The following is a 16,207-nucleotide window of genomic DNA, read 5'->3' on the forward strand; positions in this document are numbered from 1 at the left end:
GCTCGGGTCCGTTTACTGGCGCGGCGGCTGGCGGAAAAGGAAGGAAATCGGCTGCTCGTGCATTTCCTGGGGCACTTCCGGGGGCGTCGCCTGTGGGATGATCGCCGCAAGGGACGCCAGCTTGGCGTCTTCGCCATCTTGCCCCTGCAAGACACTGTCGCTAGCCATGGCGCCTTCCCCCAGCAGCAGCGCCGCGCGCGCCGCCGCCAGGTCGTGCAGGTGTTTGACGCCCTGTAGGTTCAGGGATTGCGCCAGGGCGGCGTCGAACCGGCGCTGGGCTTCCTCCAAGGAGCGGCGCAGCAATTCCTCGTGTTGCCCCGGTGCCGCGCGGCGGCTGGCACGCTGTAGACAGGCGGCGCTGAGGCGTCGCACCAGGTCCTGGTCCCTGATACCCAGGCGGTCAAGATAAGCAACCACCCGTGCCTCCACCACCGGCGGGAAACCCGGCGTTGGCGCGGCCGAATCCGACTCCGCGTGCTCCGGCGCCAGCACCGCCTCGGTCACTTCGCGCTCCATTGGTACACCCAGGTTTCGGTCAGAATTTCGCCGTTCAGTTTGAGCACCGCACGCAGTTCCACCGGATCCTTGTCCTTCTCAGGAGCTAGGTCGAAACTCAGCCGCCACGTGCCATCGATATCGTTCTTGTGCACCACGGTGTTGCTGATGCGACCCGAGGATGCGCTGACGTCCGCCTCGATCTTGGCCTGGTCACCGTACAATTTCAGCGCCGGGCTCCCGAAGTCCACCACGAACTTGCGGCTCTGCGGGTTCAGCGCGTCGCCGATGCTGGCGCCCACCCGGGTGGCGACCGGCTTGCCGAGCCCCGAAGCGCGCGGGTCTTCGCGGGAGAAGTGCAAGCGGTACTGGAACTGGTAGTCCTTGCCCTCGCCGGTAGCGATATCGGGCATCCAGAAGGCCACGATGTTGTCGTATTTCTCGGCGTCGCTGGGAATCTCGATCAGATAGATGGAACCGGGGCCCCAGTCGCCCAAGGCTTCCACCCAGGCGCTGGGCCGCTCGTGGTAGCGGGCCTCCAAATCCTGGTAATGGTCGTATTGGCGGTCGCGGGTCATCAGGCCGAAGCCTGCCGGATTGTTGTCCTTGAACACGCTGATGCGCAGGTGCTTGGGATTGTTCAGCGGACGCCAGACCCATTCGCCATTGCTGCGTCCCATGAGCAGGCCGTCGGAGTCGTGCACCTCGGGGCGGAAATCGTCCATGAAGCGGTCCGTATTCTCGCCGTGGTAGAACATGCTGGTCAGCGGCGCCATGCCGAGGCGCTCCACCGCCTTGCGGAAGAAGATATGGCTGCTGACCTCCATGGTCAGGTCCAGCCCGGGGTGGATGACGAAACGGTAGGCTCCGGTGACGCTGCTGCTGTCAAGCAGGGCATGGACCACCAGGGTCGTGGCGTCCTTGGCCGGCTTCTCGATCCAGAACTCGCGGAAGATGGGGAACTCCTCGGCCTTGGGCAGGCCGGTGTCCACCGCCAGGCCGCGGGCCGATAATCCGTAGGCCTGGCCCAGGCCGACGGCGCGGAAATAGCTGGCGCCCAGGAAGACGGTGATCTCGTCGAACACGTCGTCCCGGCGTAGCGGGTAGTGAAAGCGCAGACCGGCGAAACCGAGGTCCGAGGGCGGCGTGCTGGGCAAGGTGTTCTTGCCGAAGTCGAACAGTTCCGGCGAATAGGCCAGCCGGGTGGCGACGCCCTGGTCGACCACGTTGATCTGGACCCGGTCCTTGAACATGAAACCACGGTGAAACAACTGCAGACGGAAGGGCAAGCCCTCATCCTTCCACAGAGCCTTGTCCGGCTTGTAGCGAATGTCGCGGTATTGATCGTAATCGAGCAGGCCAAGAAACTCCGGCATGCCGCTGTCATCGCGCGCGTAGGGCTTGGCGGCCAGATCCCTGGCCCGCTGCTCCACATCGGCGAACTCGAAGGGCTTGGCGGCAGGGGCCGGCGTCGCCGCGGGCACTTCGGTGGCCTTGGCCCCCAGGGCTTCGGCGCCGGTCAGTCCGAGTAGCAGGGGTAACAGCAGCCAGATTAAGCGAATTCGTTTGCTCACAATCACGCGGTCCTTGGAAAGGATTGGATTATACGTTGCTGGGGGAGCCGATAGAACAAGCCCCTCAGGGAAGGCCGGCGATGGCGCGCTTCGGCGTGGCAGCCGCAGGGAACGCCAGGCGGGCCGGGTTCGCATCGGGTAGTCACGGTATGCTTGACACACCGAAGGTCTGCCCTGCCAGGAAACCGGCCATCCCGCGCCCGGCCAGGTTCAGTTCCGGTTTCCGCCGACCGGGCACACAGACCCGTTCCCGCCCAATTGCCTTGTAAAAATAATGTGATTTGGACCTTAGTATACAATGGACGCCCGACTTCCTGTATTGTCGGCCAAAGCCGACAACCTGCCGGAGGGCGGGCTGCAGAACCTGTTCGGGAACGCCCGCCATGAAGACGCTAATACTGATACGCCACGCCAAATCCAGCTGGAAAGACACCAGCCTGCGCGACCGCGAGCGACCACTGAACAAACGCGGCAAGCGAGACGCCCCGGTCATGGGGAGACAGTTAAGCGACGCGGCGCTGCTCCCGGATTTGATCGTGTCGAGTCCCGCCGTACGCGCCATTAAAACCGCACGCAAGATCGCGAAGGCCGTAGGCCACGATCGAAACCGGATCACGATACGGGAAGAAGTCTACATGGGCGGCGTCGACAGCCTGCTCGCCCTGATTCAAGGCCTGGACGAGCAGGCCACGCGGGTCTACCTGGTGGGACATAACCCGGATCTCACCGATCTGGCTATAAGGTTGACCGACGCAGGCCTGGCCGACATCCCCACCTGCGGCATCGCCGTGCTGGAGTTTCCCTGCGCAAGCTGGCGCGAATGCACCGCAACGCAGGGACGCCTGGCTCTGTTGCTCAGGCCGGAACGCGAGAGCCGCCCGCCGGCCTGAGAGCTTGTGAAAAAATCTAGGGCGCGTCCCGATTGCTGCGTCGCGCGGCGCTCGGTTTCCTCATGCACCCCATGTACAAAGCGGTTCCTGTGCTCCGGGCCCCTTGCCCTTGGGCCGCTCGTTACGATTTTTCACAGCCTCTGCGCTCAGACGCGCCGGGCGCGCTTGGGTTCGCCGCCCTCCTCGGGCAGCACGATATTCAGTTCCAGAATCTCGCGGTTTTCGTCCTGCTCCATGGTCACGGAAATGGCGTCGGACTCCACGTTGACATACTTGCGAATGACCTCCAGCAATTCCTTCTGCAGCATGGGCAGGTAATCCGGCTTGCTGCGCTCGGCCCGTTCGTGCGCCACCAGAATCTGCAGGCGCTCCTTCGCGATGGCGGCGGTCGGCTGGCGGGTGCCGCGGAAATAGTCGAGTAGTCCCATGTCAACCTCCGAACAGGCGGGCGAGGAAACCCTTCTTCTCTCCATTGACGAAGCGGTGCGGCACTTCGTCGCCCAGGTAGCGCTTCACCACGTCGCGATATGCCTGGCCGGCATCGCTCTTGTCGTCCAGGATCACCGGCGCGCCGGAGTTGGAGGCTGTCAGCACGGCCTTGGACTCGGGGATCACCCCCAGCAGATGCAGCGACAGGATCTCCTGTACATCGTCCACGCTGAGCATTTCCCCGAGCTTCACACGTTGCGGCGAGTAGCGGGTCAGCAAAAGATATTCCTTGATCGGCTCGGCACCGGTCTCGGCCCGCCGCGACTTGCTGGCCAGAATACCCAGCATGCGGTCGGAGTCGCGCACCGAAGACACTTCCGGGTTGGTCACGACGATGGCGTCATCGGCGAAATACATGGCCAGGGTGGCGCCGCGCTCGATGCCGGCGGGCGAGTCGCAGACGATGTAATCGTAGGTCTGGGAAAGCTCGTCCAGTACCTTGCCCACGCCCTCCACGGTGAGGGAGTCCTTGTCGCGGGTCTGTGAGGCGGGCAGGATGAACAGATTCTCGGAACGCTTGTCCTTGATCAGCGCCTGGTTCAGGGTGGCCTCGCCGTTGATGACATTGACGAAGTCGTAAACCACCCGTCGCTCGCAGCCCATGATCAGGTCCAGGTTGCGCAGGCCCACGTCGAAGTCGATCACCGCCGTGCGATGCCCCGACTGTGCCAGCCCCATGGCGATGGCGGCGCTGGTGGTGGTTTTGCCCACGCCTCCCTTGCCAGACGTTACTACGATGATGCGTGCCAAATTCTTGCCCTCCAAGGTTGATGAATCAGAGATCTTCGATGATCAGGGAATTGTCGCGGAAATAGATCTGCACGGGCTTGTTGCGGACCGAGTCGTCCAGATGCTCGCTGATCTTGTAGTGGCCGCCGATGGCGATCAGCTCGGCATCCAGGTCCATGCAGAAGATGCGCGCCTCCAGGTTGCCCTGGACACCGGCCAGGGCCCGTCCCCGCAGCGCGTTGTAGACGTGGATATTGCCGTCGGCCATGATTTCGGCACCGGCGCTGACCGGCGCCAGCACCACCAGGTCGCCGCCCGGCGCGTAGATTCGCTGCCCCGAGCGCACCGGCTGTTCGATCAGCTTGCCTGGCAGGCTGCCGGGTGCCGGCGCGGGAGGCGCCTTGGGCGCTGGCGCTGGCTTGGGCGCGGGATGGGCGTGGTCGGTCTTCGTATCCGCCAGCACCGCCAGCTCCGCCTCCTGGGCCGCCCCCTGAAGCGCCGGACCGCCCCCGCGCACGCCCACCGGAACCAGTCCGCAGGTCCTGAGCGCCTGCACCAGCTGCAGAAAATCCGGGATCTCGCCTTCCGGAGGAAGCTCGTGGAGATCGATGGCCACCGGCGCATGCCGGAAGAACTCGGGTGCCTGGCGCACCTTGGCGCCGAGTTGCACGGCGACCGCCGCCACGTCGCAGCTCAACAGCTTGAGCACGGGCAGACTGATGGAACCGCCCTTGATCTCGAAAAGCGGTCCAGACGCTTCAGGGCCGGGAGGGGCTGCGCTCATTCAGGGATTCTCCTTCCAGTGGTGCAGTGATTTTCCGTATCGCGCCGGGGCGGCGTAGCCCTCTCCGGCCGGCCGGCGCCACGCGCCGGGCTCATTGCCCCTTGCGCAGGTGCAGCATGGTGAACAGTCCCAGCGGCGGCAAGCTGCGGCGTTCGACCTCGTGCAGGGAGGTGTGTGCGAGAATCTCCTGCAGCGCCATGTCGGGCCGCCAGCCCAGCTTGCTGGAGAGGGGCGCCAGCATGGATTCGAAGCGCCGGCGAAATCCGCGCTCGGCCACGAAGTGGTTAACGATGATGACGTCGCCACCGGGCTTGCACACCCGCTCGATCTCCTTGATGACCTTCTCGGGCTCCGGCACCACGGACATGACGTAGGCCGCCACCACGGCATCGAAATGCTCGTCCGGGTAGTGCAACTTGCGGGCATCCATGATCTCGAGTTGCGTCACGTGCCCGAGCCGTTTGGTGCGCACGCGCCGGTGGGCACGCTCCAGCATGTGCGGCGAAATATCGATGCCGTGCACCTGATGTTCACGGCGGTAGAAGGAGAGACTGATGCCCGTGCCGACCCCCACCTCGAGGATCTTGCCGGGCTGCTTGTTGGTCAACCCGGCGGCCAGGGAGCGTCCCCGGAAACTGAGCAACCAGCCAAAGGTATGGTCATAGACCGGCGCATAACGTGCATACGACTTCAAAATAGCTTCGATCTGCATTGATTCCTGTCTCTCTTGGGGAAGACTTGCCGCCGCGGACCCGCGTCTGTCGGCTTCGCAACCGCCCCGGAGGGCAGACAAGCCGCAGGAGTTCGCTTCGCGACCTGCGCGGGAACGGGTCGCTCCCTTGGTACACTTAGGGGATTATACCGTGCTGGTCCGCGTCAAAGACAGTCGCCCGATAGCGCTGCTCGGATAGCTCTGTTCCGCATGCTTCAATCTGGATTAAAATGCTGTTGCCGGCTCGGCTGGCCCCTTCAGCAACAACGATTTGAGTGCGGTATGAGCAAGTTCCTCGAAGTCCGGCTGTCACAGACCCCCGACGTGTTCCTTCCCCGAGCCAAGGAAACGGCCAGAGCCAACGGCGTGCACTTGACCGGCGACCACGAGACCGGACACTTCAATGGACGCGGGATCGAGGGAGCCTACCGCATCGATGGCGACACCCTGGCCATCCACATCCGGAAGAAGCCCTTGATCATGCCGTGGACGATGATCGAAGCGGCGGTGCGCAGCTTCTTCGCCTGAGCGGCTCAAGGCCGGTCGCTGTGGCCGAGGGGCTTGTCGGGAGCGATGGCGTCCCGGACGCGCTGCTTGAGTTCCTTGGCTTCCGGGAAGCGTCCCTCCTGCTTGCGCGACCACAGGGACAGGCTGCCACAACGAATTTCAAATACCCCTCCGGTGCCCGGAACCAGGGCCACACCTCCCAATTCCTGCTCAAAAGTGGTTAGCAGCTCCTGGGCCAGCCAGGCCGCCCGCAGCAGCCAGCGGCATTGGGTGCAGTATTCGATTTCGATGCGGGGCATGTCAGTCATGCGGGGTCGCGGCGCAGGTGAGATGGTCTGCTAGGCGCTCAGGGCCAGCCACAGCATTCTGCCGCCGATGACGAGGATTGCCAAGGCAAACAGTTTTTTGAGGTGTCCGGTGGGCAGCCGGTGGGCCAGGCGCGCACCCAGCGGTGCCAGCAGCACCGAACTGACGACGATTCCGGCCAGGGCCGGCAGATACACGTAACCCAGGCTGCCCGCGGGCAGGGCCGGCTGCTGCCAGCCGAGCAGGATGTAGCTCGCCGAGCCCGCCACGGCGATGGGAAAACCACAGGCACTGGAGGTGGCCACTGCCTCGCGCATGTTGAAGCCCAGACGGGCGAACAGGGGCACGCTCAAGGTGCCGCCGCCGATGCCTACAATGGCCGAAAGCATGCCGATCGCCGCCCCCGCGACCGTCATCCGCAAAACCCCGAGACGCCAGGGGGGCACCGCGCCGCCATCGTTCGTTACCAGCATGCGTGTGGCCACGGCCAGCAGGAACAGGGCGAAACTGAGTTTGAGCACGATCACCGGCAGATGGTCGGCCAGCACCGAACCGAGCACCGTGCCGGCCAGGATGCCGGGCGCAATGCGCATCGCCAGAGGCCAGCGCACGGCGCCGCGGCGGTGGTGAGCGTATACCGACGAGATCGAGGTCACCACGATGGTGGCCAGCGACGTGGCGATCGCGGTGATCGGGATCAGATCGCCCGGAAACCCTTCGCGCGCCAGTTGCCACATCAGGAACGGCACGATCACGATGCCGCCGCCGATCCCGAAAAGGCCCGACAAGAGGCCTGCCAGGCAGCCGAAGCCGAGATAGAGCACGAGGGTTTGCAGCATGACGAAAGACTTTGGGCACCGCGGCGCGTCACGGCGCCTTCACGGTAATTGAAAGCAGCGGGCGTTTCAACGAAGCCATGCAGATATTTCTTGTGGGCGGGGCGGTACGCGACCGATTGCTCGGCTTGCCGGTCAAGGAGCGCGATTGGGTGGTGGTCGGGTCCACGCCCGAGCAGATGCAGCAACTGGGGTATCGCTCGGTGGGTCGCGATTTCCCGGTTTTCCTCCATCCCGAAACCCGCGAGGAGTATGCCTTGGCGCGCACCGAGCGCAAGACCGCCCCGGGTTACCGCGGCTTCGACGTGGATGCCCTGCCGGCGGTGACCCTGGAGCAGGACCTGATGCGCCGCGACCTGACCATCAACGCCATGGCGCTGGATTCGGAGGACGCGATCATCGACCCCTACGGCGGCCAGCGCGACCTGGAGCAACGGCTGTTGCGGCACGTCTCGCCCGCCTTCGCCGAAGACCCGGTGCGGGTCCTGCGCGTGGCGCGTTTCGCGGCGCGCTATGCCCACCTGGGTTTCAGCGTCGCGCATGAAACCCTTGAACTGATGCGCGCCATGGCCGAATCGGGCGAAGTCGATGCCCTGGTGGCGGAACGGGTTTGGGCTGAACTGGTCAAGGCGCTGGGCGAACGCACGCCGACCGCTTTTTTTGAGGTACTGCGGGAGGCCGGCGCGATGCCGCATTTGTTTCCGGAACTGGAGGCCTTGTTCGGCGTGCCGCAGCCGCCGGGGCCGCACCCTGAGATCGACACCGGCGTCCACACCCTGCTGGTGCTGGAGCAGGCAACCCGGCTCAGCCCCTCCCCCCGCGTCCGTTTCGCCGCCCTGGTGCACGACCTGGGCAAGGCGCTGACGCCGCCCGAGTCCTGGCCCCGCCACCACGGCCACGAGAAGCGCGGCCTGGCGCCCCTCGATGCCCTCTGCGAGCGCCTCAAGGCACCCAAGGACTACCGGCGACTGGCCAGCCAGGTCATGCAGTATCACGGCCTGTGCCACCGCGCCCTGGAGCTTCGGCCTTCCACCCTGGTGGACCTGCTGCAGCGCCTCAATGCCCTCCGCCCCCAGCACGATTTGGAGGCCTTCCTCTGTGCCTGCGAGGCCGACGCTCGCGGTCGGACCGGCCTGGAGGCGCGTGAATATCCGCAGGCGGACCACCTGCGACGGGCGCGCGAGGCGGCCCTGAGCGTCGACGCGGAACCCTTCCTGCGCCAGGGCCTGAGCGGAACGGCACTGGGTCAGGCGATGCGGGAAGCGCGCATCCACGCGGTGCGCAGCCAGGTTTGCAGGGCCGGAAGCGGCCCTTGAACACGCATCCGGCTGGCCGGGGCCCGCTATGGGATTGCGCCCAGACGCGGTATCATTCCCGCGCGGAAGCAGCAGCCCGCCTGGGTTGACTCGATCCAGTACGCGCTGCGCCCCATCATCCAATAATCGAGAAAAACCGAAGAGGAAGCCATGGGAAACTGGAAACGCCTGCTGACGATCACCGCCGCGGTCCTGATCGGCCTGCTCTTACTCGGTGTCGTCGCGGGCATCTCGTTGACCCACTTCCTGATGGACTTCTGGTGGTTCAGCTCACTGGACTACGGCGGCTATTTCTGGCTGCGGGTGTTATACCGCTACATCCTGTCCGGCAGCGTCACCATCTTCTTCTTCCTGATCTTCTTCCTGAACTTCTGGGCGGCCTCGCGCTACCTGGGGGTTGATCAGGACGACTTCGCCGCCATGTCCCGCAGCGCCACGGGGACCCGCTCCCTGAACCTGCTGCGCATGTTCCAGACCGGCTCCCTGCAAGTCTACACGCCGCTCTCGCTGATTTTGGCGATCATGGTCGCAGCGCCGTTTTACCAGCACTGGGAAGACGCCTTGCTGTTCGCCTTCGGTCCAGACTCCAACGTGCTGGACCCCTATTTCGGACACGACATCAGCTTCTACCTGATGCGGTTGCCCATATTCGAAATCGTCCAGTCCGTGTTGCTGGTCACTTCGATCATCCTGATCATCGCCATCACCATCCTCTACTGGATCGAACACCATCTGGTGCCGGCCGAGCGGCGCGAATGGCCGGTGGGCGCCAAGCTGCATCTGGGCGGCCTCATCATGATCACGGCACTGATCATGGCCTGGGGCTACATCCTCGAGCGCGACGACCTGCTTTATCTGTCCAAGCACGAGCCGATCTTCTTCGGCCCGGGCTTCGTGGAGATGCGCTATTTCCTGCCCCTGATCTGGGTGTCCGCCCTCACCGTGATCGGCGGCGCCGTCTGCGGCATCACCTATGTGGAGATCGGGCGCGGCCTGCGTGGACTGATCGCCTGCGTGGTGTTGTTCTTCCTCGCGCTGGGCCTGCGCCATTTCGAGCACATTCCCGAAATTCTCGACCGTTTCGTGGTCAAGCCCAACCCGGTCAAGGTCGAAAGGGAATTCATGGCCAACAATATCGAGGCAACCCAGTCGGCCTATGACCTGAATCGGATCCGGACGCTCAATGTCACGGCGGAGTGGTCTCCTGAAACCATCGATCCCCACGTGCGCGAGCACCTGCACAACATTCCCATCTGGGACCCCGGGTTCCTGGACGATGTGTACCAGCAGCTGCAGGGCATCCGGCCTTACTACAACTTCACGGACGTTGACGTGGCGCGCTACGAGATCAAGGGCGTCACCGAACAGGTGAACCTGGCGGCCCGCGAAATCAACATCGACAAGCTCCCGCGGGAAGCCCAGAACTGGGAGAACACCCATTTGCGCTATACCCACGGTTACGGCGCGGTGATCACGCCCGCTTCGCAAAGCGGCGACCAGCCCATGCAGTGGTTCCTGCGGGACCTCAACCTGCAGTCGGACGTGGGCTTTTCCGTCGAGAAGCCGGACATCTATTTCGGCACGGAGAACCTCCAGTATGCGGTGGTGCCCAACAAGCTGAAGATCGTCGATATTTCCAGCTTCGACATGGAATCCAGCCAGAATTACACCGGCAAGGACGGCGTCCAGATTTCATCCCTGTTCCGCAAGCTGATCACGGCGATCTATTTCCGCGACGAGAAGCTGTTCTTCTCGGTGAACATCGACGGCAACAGCAAGGTGCTGTTCCGCCGCAACATCACCGAACGCATCAAGACGCTGACGCCGTATCTGTCCCTGGACGGCGACCCGTACATCGTGGTCACCCCCAAGCGCATGTACTGGATCCAGGACGCCTATACCACATCCAACTGGTATCCGGTCTCCAAGTCAACCAAGTTCAAGTTCCGCGGCGATGAGAAACCGACGGAGTTCAACTACATCCGCAACTCGGTCAAAATCGTGGTCGACGCCTTCGGCGGCTCCACCGACTACTACATCGCCGACCCCGAAGATCCCATCATCCAGGGCTACCGCAACGCCTATCCGGGCCTGTTCAAGGACATCCGCGAAATGCCGCCCTTGCTGCGGGAGCAACTGCGCTACCCGCGCGATATCCTGAGCATCAAGATGGGCGTGTACGCCAAATACCATCAAACCGACCCGGCGCTGTTCTACCAGCAGGCGGAAACCTGGGACTTCGCCAAGGTGAACGACAAGCCGGTGGAGCCCTACTATCTGACCACCCTGCTGGTTGGCGCGGATGAACTGCAGGATTTCGTCCTGCTCAATCCCATGACCCCTGTCGGGCGCAGCAACCTCAGCGCGCTGGCGGTTGCCGGCAATCAGAAGTTTGGCGCCGACGGCAGCGGCTTCAAGGAGGAGATCGTCGTCTACAAGTTCAGCCGCGAAGTTCAGGTGGACGGCCCCTCACAGGTCAGCGCACTGATCGATCAAGACCCCGAAATTGCCCGCCTGTTCTCCCTATGGGACCAGCGTGGCTCGCACGTGCTGCGCGGCCGCATCATCCTGCTGCCCATCGGGCGCTCCCTGCTCTACGTGCAGCCCATCTACCTCGTGTCGACGGGCAACATAAAGATTCCCGAATTGACCCGGGTGATCCTCTCCATGGGTAACATCGTGGTGATGGAAACCTCGCTGGAAGAAGCCGTGAACAAACTTGAAGCACGTATCAAGGCCATACAGGGGCCCATCCCGGCGATACCCGCAGGTGCCAAGCCTGCACCACAGCCCGCCCCGGAAAAACAGCCGTCCCTGAGCCCCATGCCCTAGGGCACCGCCTGCACAGAGCCAGCCGGCAGCAAGCAACACACCGCAGCGCCTCTGCTGCGAAGCAGCCTGTTGGCATTTTGCCCGACATTCGACGAAAGCACATGCATCGATCATCGTCATGGATCAACGCGCCTCTCTGAGTTCGGACGTACTCGTCGTCGGCGGCGGGGTCATTGGGCTCCTGTGCGCGCGCGAGCTGGCCGGCACCGGTGCCAGCGTCACGGTGCTAGAACGCCAGGCCATCGGCCAGGAATCGTCCTGGGCCGGCGGCGGCATCCTGTCCCCCCTCTATCCCTGGCGCGCACCCGAAGCCATAACCACCCTGAGCCGCTGGAGCCAACGGGCGTATCCGGGGCTAACCGCAGAACTCAGCGAATCCACGCGCATCGATCCCGAATGGATTCCATCCGGGCTGGTCATCAGCAATCCGGAGGACGCCGAAGAGGCTGTCGCCTGGTGCGAACGACAGGCTGTCCGCCATGAGCGGATCGCCCGGGGTGAATTGCAAAGCCTGGAACCGCGCCTGGGCCCGACAAGCGACTTTGGCGGCATACACCTGCCTGACATTGCCCAAGTGCGCAACCCCAGACTGCTGGCGGCGCTGCGCGAGGACCTGGTCAGGCGCGGCGTCCGGCTGATTGAGCACCAGGAAGTGGTGGGGCTGGTACAACTGCCGGACCGGATCGGGGCTGTCCGCACCCGCACCCAGCGGTTCACGGCACAAAACTACCTGATTGCCTCGGGTGCCTGGTCGCCCCTGGTGGAGCCGGGATTGGGGCAGTTGCCACCGATCGAACCCGTGAAAGGCCAGATGCTGGTTTTCGCCGCCAAACCGGGCCTGATACGGCACATCGTCCTCCACCATGGTCGCTACCTGATTCCGCGCCGGGATGGCCGCATCCTGGTGGGCAGCACCGTCGAGCATACGGGCTTCGACAAAAGCACGACGGATGAAGCCCGCGACGCCCTGATCGCATTTGCCCATGGGCTCTTGCCGGCACTGACCGCCTATCCGGTCGAAAAGCACTGGGCAGGACTGCGGCCCGGTTCCCCCGAAGGTATTCCCAGCATCGGCCGGCACCCGGAAAAAACCAACCTGTACTTCAACTGCGGACAATTCCGCAATGGCTTCGCCCTGGCTCCAGCCTCCGCCAGACTCCTGGCCGACCTCATGCTCGGGCGTGAGCCCTGCGTGGCCGCCGAGCCCTACCGCGTGGGCGCGCGCTGATTTTTCTTGTAGCCTCCGAGATGGCTTGACTATAATAGGCGGCCCTAAAGCCGGTGTAGCTCAGTCGGTAGAGCAACACATTCGTAATGTGTGGGTCAGCGGTTCGAATCCGCTCACCGGCTCCACAAATTCAAAGCCTTGCAGCAATGCAGGGCTTTTTTGTTTTGGGCGGGGTTAGGATGCGCGTGCTACGGAGCCTTTACGGTAGCCGCCACGAGAGATCGACAACGCAGTCCGTCGGTTCTTCGACCCATTCAATGCCTAGGTCGCCCTTCGGCTTTAGGTTGATGCTGGCGCGGCGGATCTGTGTAGTCATTGCTTCCGGATTGGGGGACAAATATGGCGCACCGAGTGAATGTGATTTTCGACGATGCCGGAGGGCACCAACTTGAGGAAATTCCCACGGGCGAGCGCAGCAAGCTGATCAATCCGGCAGTTTCATCGCCGAGAACCTGTTTTCTCGCCTTCGCAACCGCTTCCGAGCCACGCCTTGTCGCAGCTATATCGCCGACATGACGGTGAAGGTGGATCGGGCATTCGCCAATAACTAAGCCGATGTGGTCGTAACCTGCTCGTCCAACCACACCGCCGCCTCCAACGCACCGAAAGACAATCTCATTGTCGAAGTGCTGTCCGCGAACACCGAAACCACCGATAGGCGGGAAAGGATGCGGGTTTGCGGTGGCATGGGCAGCTTGCGGGAATACGTGCCGGTGGCTTTACGAGCTATGCCCAAAGGTCCGCCCGACTGGAAAACCTATAGTTCACCCGGTATGCCGGGAGATATGCAGTGACGCTTAAGTAGCCCCATCCCAGCATCCGGCGCGGAGTGCGCTTCGTGGGAGTATGATAGGGCTGTAGAGTCACACTCTACTTCCTAATTCGCCCGCTGAAAAACCATGTCCAACGCCCCCCAGTTCCCGATCCGGGATATCGCGTGGCTGAACCGGCACGCTGCCTCATCGTTGAAGCGCCTGCTGCCGCGCCTGGAATCCCGATTCGCCGCCGAGGTGGATCAAGATGAATGGCAGGGCTACGTACACCGGCTCCAGTCCCATTTTCCACGACTGTTCCGGTGTCTCCACGAACTGTATGGGGACCAGTACGACTTCTTTTATCACCTGGAAAGTATCCTCGGCACCGCCACCACCCTGTGGCTGGCCCGCCCCGGGGAATTGAAGACACTGGACGCCCTGAGGGAGAACGATCCCTACTGGTATCAGTCGCAGCGCCTGCTCGGCGCCATGTGCTATGTCGATCTGTTTGCCGGCAATCTGGCGGGATTGCGGGAACGGATTCCTTACCTATTGGAGTTGGGGGTCAACTACATCCATCTGATGCCGGTCTTCAGGGTACCCGAGGGCGACAATGACGGCGGATACGCGGTGTCTGATTATCGCCAGCTCGACCCACGCCTCGGCACCATGGAGGAATTGGCCGAACTGGCATCGGAGCTGCGCCGTCATGGCATCTCGCTCTGCCTGGACTTCGTCTTCAACCACACGTCCGATGAGCATGAATGGGCCAGGCGCGCGTCCGCCGGAGAAGAGGACTACCAGCAGTTTTATCGGATGTTCCCGGATCGCAGCCTGCCCGATGAATATGAACGGCACATGAGCCCCATCTTCCCCGACGAGCATCCGGGCAGCTTTACCTACCGCAACCGGATGCGCAAATGGGTCTGGACCAGCTTTCACAATTACCAGTGGGATCTCAACTATGAGAATCCACTAGTTTTCGATGCCATGTTGGCGGAAATGCTGTTTTTGGCCAATCGGGGCATCGAGATATTGCGCCTGGATGCGGTCGCCTTCATCTGGAAACGGATCGGCACCAGTTGCCAGAACCTGCCGGAGGCGCACGTCGTTATCCAGGCCTATAACGCGCTGGCGCGTATCGCCGCCCCCGCCATGGTGTTCAAGTCGGAGGCTATCGTGCACCCCGACGAGGTGCGCAAGTATATAAGCGGTGAGGAGTGCCAGCTTTCCTACAACCCCCAACTCATGGCGCTACTGTGGGATTCGTTGGCGACGCGCCAGGTGAAGATTCTGAAGCAGGCCATGCTGCGCCGCTTTGCGATACCCCAAGGCTGCGCCTGGGTGAACTATGTCCGCTGCCATGATGATATCGGCTTTGCGTTTTCCAATGAGGACGTCGAGGCCGTGAACCTGGATGCCGCTGCCCACCGGCGCTTTCTGACGGAGTTCTATACCGGGCGATTCAAGGGCAGTTTTGCCAAGGGCATGCCATTCCAGGAAAACCCGGAATCTGGAGATGCCCGCATTTCGGGCACCTGCACCTCGCTGGCCGGGTTGGAAAGCGGCCTGGAGAAACAGGATGACTCCGAAATCGATCTGGCGATTCAGCGCATTCTGTTGATTCATGGGGTCATCCTCACCATCGGCGGGATTCCCCTGATCTATCTGGGCGATGAGATCGGCATGCTAAACGACTACGGGTACGAGCGCGATCCTGACAAGATCGGCGACACCCGCTGGCTGCATCGCGCCGCTTTCGACTGGGAACGCGCCGAGCAGCGGCGGGATGCGCAGTCCATACCCGGCCGAATCTATCAGGGACTCTTGCACCTGATCCAGATTCGCCAGCAATACCCGGCCTTCGATCGCGCCGAGACGGAGATCGTCGACTCAGGTAACGACCATGTATTCGCCTACTTTCGCACCAGCGGCGACCACAGTGTGCTGGTGCTGGCCAACTTCAGCGAGACCCTGCAGCGCATCGAGGGAAAGCGCCTGCGCCTGCTGGGCCTGCGGAAAAGCGTGGTGGATCTGGTGGCAGGCCGAACGATCGTCGCCGCCCATGCGTTGGAAGTGGAGCCCTATGATTTCATGGTGCTGGCCCGCTCCACCCGGCAATCGTGACTTTTACAAGAGCTAGACCATGTCACGCAACCAAGGATGCCCCAATGCAGCAGCAAATTACCGGCGGGTGACATCAGCGCGGACGCAAATCGGGAAAGCGGGCCTGGCGGTAGCTGAAAACAGGAGAAAGCGAGTACGCAATCTTCGATATTGAGATATTCCCTGATCGTGGTAATGTTTCACGGGTTCGCGCTCCTAACCCTGGCGCGAACCGCAGGCCCCGGGGACAGCACCCACTGCCCGCCGGCGCTCTGCGCGATCCTTTAGTGAGATAATTGTGTACTCTGATTGCAGCATCAGAGTTGACCGAGCGCCCCGCATCCGCTACCCGCGTCGGGGCGTCTTTTCAGGCTATTGGCTTGTGCCGGCCTGCCCGCCCAAGGCGCCAGCAAATATCCAAGCCAGTCACACCCTTTCGGCGCCCCGCCTAAAACCTTTAGACTGGTCGCCATTGTCGCAGCCAGATCTGAAGCAAGGACTATAAAGCGCGAGACCTTGCCCCCTGCTCCGACCGCAGGTTGCATGCCGCGTTCGACCTGCATCATCCCACCTCTATTGCCCTCAGGAAGTGCAAGACCGCTTCCTGTTACGTCTGGGCTTCCTCGCTCCGCCAAGTCGAATTTGCCA

At 62.8% G+C, this 16,207-nt stretch carries 14 protein-coding genes and 1 tRNA gene; 7 read left to right on the forward strand and 8 right to left on the reverse strand.

The genetic code is table 11. The features are described from left to right. Positions 1–12 precede the first annotated feature (12 nt). Entirely contained in the window at positions 13–516 is a 504-nt protein-coding gene (locus EK23_RS03735) for a hypothetical protein (RefSeq protein WP_052807893.1), read from the reverse strand. Further along, positions 501–2,069 (reverse strand): OpgD/OpgG family glucan biosynthesis protein, encoded by a 1,569-nt coding sequence (locus tag EK23_RS03740; protein WP_235281894.1) that lies wholly within the window; start codon positions 2,067–2,069, stop codon positions 501–503. Before EK23_RS03740 ends, EK23_RS03735 begins: the two co-directional genes overlap by 16 nt. 383 nt (positions 2,070–2,452) lie before the next feature. On the opposite strand from EK23_RS03740, the gene EK23_RS03745 reads away from it, so the two are divergent. Further along, positions 2,453–2,959 carry a SixA phosphatase family protein gene (locus EK23_RS03745; protein ID WP_045223843.1) on the forward strand — a complete coding sequence of 169 codons (507 nt, stop codon included), beginning with the start codon at positions 2,453–2,455 and terminating at the stop codon, positions 2,957–2,959. 146 nt (positions 2,960–3,105) lie between these two features. Here EK23_RS03745 and minE read toward each other — a convergent pair whose 3' ends face one another. The 4 genes from minE to EK23_RS03765 all read right to left on the reverse strand — a co-directional run bounded on the left by minE (position 3,106) and on the right by EK23_RS03765 (position 5,673). After that, entirely contained in the window at positions 3,106–3,387 is a 282-nt protein-coding gene (gene minE, locus EK23_RS03750) for a cell division topological specificity factor MinE (protein ID WP_045223844.1), read from the reverse strand. 1 nt (position 3,388) lies between these two features. Next, a complete protein-coding gene (gene minD, locus EK23_RS03755; RefSeq protein ID WP_045224013.1) occupies positions 3,389–4,198 on the reverse strand; it encodes a septum site-determining protein MinD in 810 nt (269 codons plus the stop codon). A 25-nt stretch (positions 4,199–4,223) separates the two neighbouring features. Beyond that, positions 4,224–4,961 carry a septum site-determining protein MinC gene (gene minC, locus EK23_RS03760; protein WP_045223845.1) on the reverse strand — a complete coding sequence of 246 codons (738 nt, stop codon included), beginning with the start codon at positions 4,959–4,961 and terminating at the stop codon, positions 4,224–4,226. A gap of 91 nt (positions 4,962–5,052) precedes the next feature. Beyond that, on the reverse strand, positions 5,053–5,673 hold the full coding sequence (locus EK23_RS03765; protein WP_045223846.1) for a class I SAM-dependent methyltransferase: 621 nt from the start codon (positions 5,671–5,673) through the stop codon (positions 5,053–5,055). 282 nt (positions 5,674–5,955) lie between these two features. On the opposite strand from EK23_RS03765, the gene EK23_RS03770 reads away from it, so the two are divergent. Further along, positions 5,956–6,201, forward strand: coding sequence for a hypothetical protein (locus tag EK23_RS03770; protein WP_045223847.1), 246 nt, complete (start codon positions 5,956–5,958; stop codon positions 6,199–6,201). A gap of 5 nt (positions 6,202–6,206) precedes the next feature. On the opposite strand, the gene EK23_RS03775 is transcribed toward EK23_RS03770, so the two are convergent. Both EK23_RS03775 and EK23_RS03780 read right to left on the reverse strand, forming a co-directional pair. Then, positions 6,207–6,488 carry an Rdx family protein gene (locus EK23_RS03775; RefSeq protein WP_045223848.1) on the reverse strand — a complete coding sequence of 94 codons (282 nt, stop codon included), beginning with the start codon at positions 6,486–6,488 and terminating at the stop codon, positions 6,207–6,209. Positions 6,489–6,518: 30 nt separating this feature from the next. After that, on the reverse strand, positions 6,519–7,325 hold the full coding sequence (locus tag EK23_RS03780) for a sulfite exporter TauE/SafE family protein (RefSeq protein WP_045223849.1): 807 nt from the start codon (positions 7,323–7,325) through the stop codon (positions 6,519–6,521). A 77-nt stretch (positions 7,326–7,402) separates the two neighbouring features. Between EK23_RS03780 and EK23_RS03785 the strand changes: the two genes are divergently transcribed. The 5 genes from EK23_RS03785 to EK23_RS03805 all read left to right on the forward strand — a co-directional run bounded on the left by EK23_RS03785 (position 7,403) and on the right by EK23_RS03805 (position 15,580). After that, positions 7,403–8,638 carry a multifunctional CCA addition/repair protein gene (locus tag EK23_RS03785; protein ID WP_045224014.1) on the forward strand — a complete coding sequence of 412 codons (1,236 nt, stop codon included), beginning with the start codon at positions 7,403–7,405 and terminating at the stop codon, positions 8,636–8,638. A 150-nt stretch (positions 8,639–8,788) separates the two neighbouring features. Continuing rightward, a complete protein-coding gene (locus EK23_RS03790) occupies positions 8,789–11,470 on the forward strand; it encodes a UPF0182 family protein (RefSeq protein ID WP_097990831.1) in 2,682 nt (893 codons plus the stop codon). 118 nt (positions 11,471–11,588) lie between these two features. Beyond that, a complete protein-coding gene (thiO, locus tag EK23_RS03795) occupies positions 11,589–12,698 on the forward strand; it encodes a glycine oxidase ThiO (RefSeq protein ID WP_045223850.1) in 1,110 nt (369 codons plus the stop codon). Between the two features lie 49 nt (positions 12,699–12,747). Then, a tRNA-Thr gene (locus tag EK23_RS03800) sits at positions 12,748–12,823 on the forward strand. Positions 12,824–13,597: 774 nt separating this feature from the next. After that, the gene (locus EK23_RS03805; RefSeq protein WP_082053898.1) at positions 13,598–15,580 is read left to right on the forward strand and encodes an amylosucrase; all 1,983 of its coding nucleotides are present in this window, start codon (positions 13,598–13,600) and stop codon (positions 15,578–15,580) included. Positions 15,581–16,207 lie beyond the last annotated feature (627 nt).

The sequence above is a fragment of the Methyloterricola oryzae genome, assembly GCF_000934725.1.
GTDB lineage: Bacteria > Pseudomonadota > Gammaproteobacteria > Methylococcales > Methylococcaceae > Methyloterricola > Methyloterricola oryzae.

Excerpts from the sequence above, each read along its gene's own strand:
- thiO (WP_045223850.1), top strand. The coding sequence starts at position 11,589 with ATGGATCAACGCGCCTCTCTGAGTTCGGACGTACTCGTCGTCGGCGGC.
- EK23_RS03745 (WP_045223843.1), top strand. The coding sequence starts at position 2,453 with ATGAAGACGCTAATACTGATACGCCACGCCAAATCCAGCTGGAAAGAC.
- EK23_RS03790 (WP_097990831.1), top strand. The coding sequence starts at position 8,789 with ATGGGAAACTGGAAACGCCTGCTGACGATCACCGCCGCGGTCCTGATC.
- EK23_RS03735 (WP_052807893.1), bottom strand. The coding sequence starts at position 516 with ATGGAGCGCGAAGTGACCGAGGCGGTGCTGGCGCCGGAGCACGCGGAG.
- minC (WP_045223845.1), bottom strand. The coding sequence starts at position 4,961 with ATGAGCGCAGCCCCTCCCGGCCCTGAAGCGTCTGGACCGCTTTTCGAG.
- minE (WP_045223844.1), bottom strand. The coding sequence starts at position 3,387 with ATGGGACTACTCGACTATTTCCGCGGCACCCGCCAGCCGACCGCCGCC.
- EK23_RS03805 (WP_082053898.1), top strand. The coding sequence starts at position 13,598 with ATGTCCAACGCCCCCCAGTTCCCGATCCGGGATATCGCGTGGCTGAAC.
- EK23_RS03770 (WP_045223847.1), top strand. The coding sequence starts at position 5,956 with ATGAGCAAGTTCCTCGAAGTCCGGCTGTCACAGACCCCCGACGTGTTC.
- EK23_RS03785 (WP_045224014.1), top strand. The coding sequence starts at position 7,403 with ATGCAGATATTTCTTGTGGGCGGGGCGGTACGCGACCGATTGCTCGGC.
- EK23_RS03780 (WP_045223849.1), bottom strand. The coding sequence starts at position 7,325 with ATGCTGCAAACCCTCGTGCTCTATCTCGGCTTCGGCTGCCTGGCAGGC.
- EK23_RS03765 (WP_045223846.1), bottom strand. The coding sequence starts at position 5,673 with ATGCAGATCGAAGCTATTTTGAAGTCGTATGCACGTTATGCGCCGGTC.
- EK23_RS03775 (WP_045223848.1), bottom strand. The coding sequence starts at position 6,488 with ATGACTGACATGCCCCGCATCGAAATCGAATACTGCACCCAATGCCGC.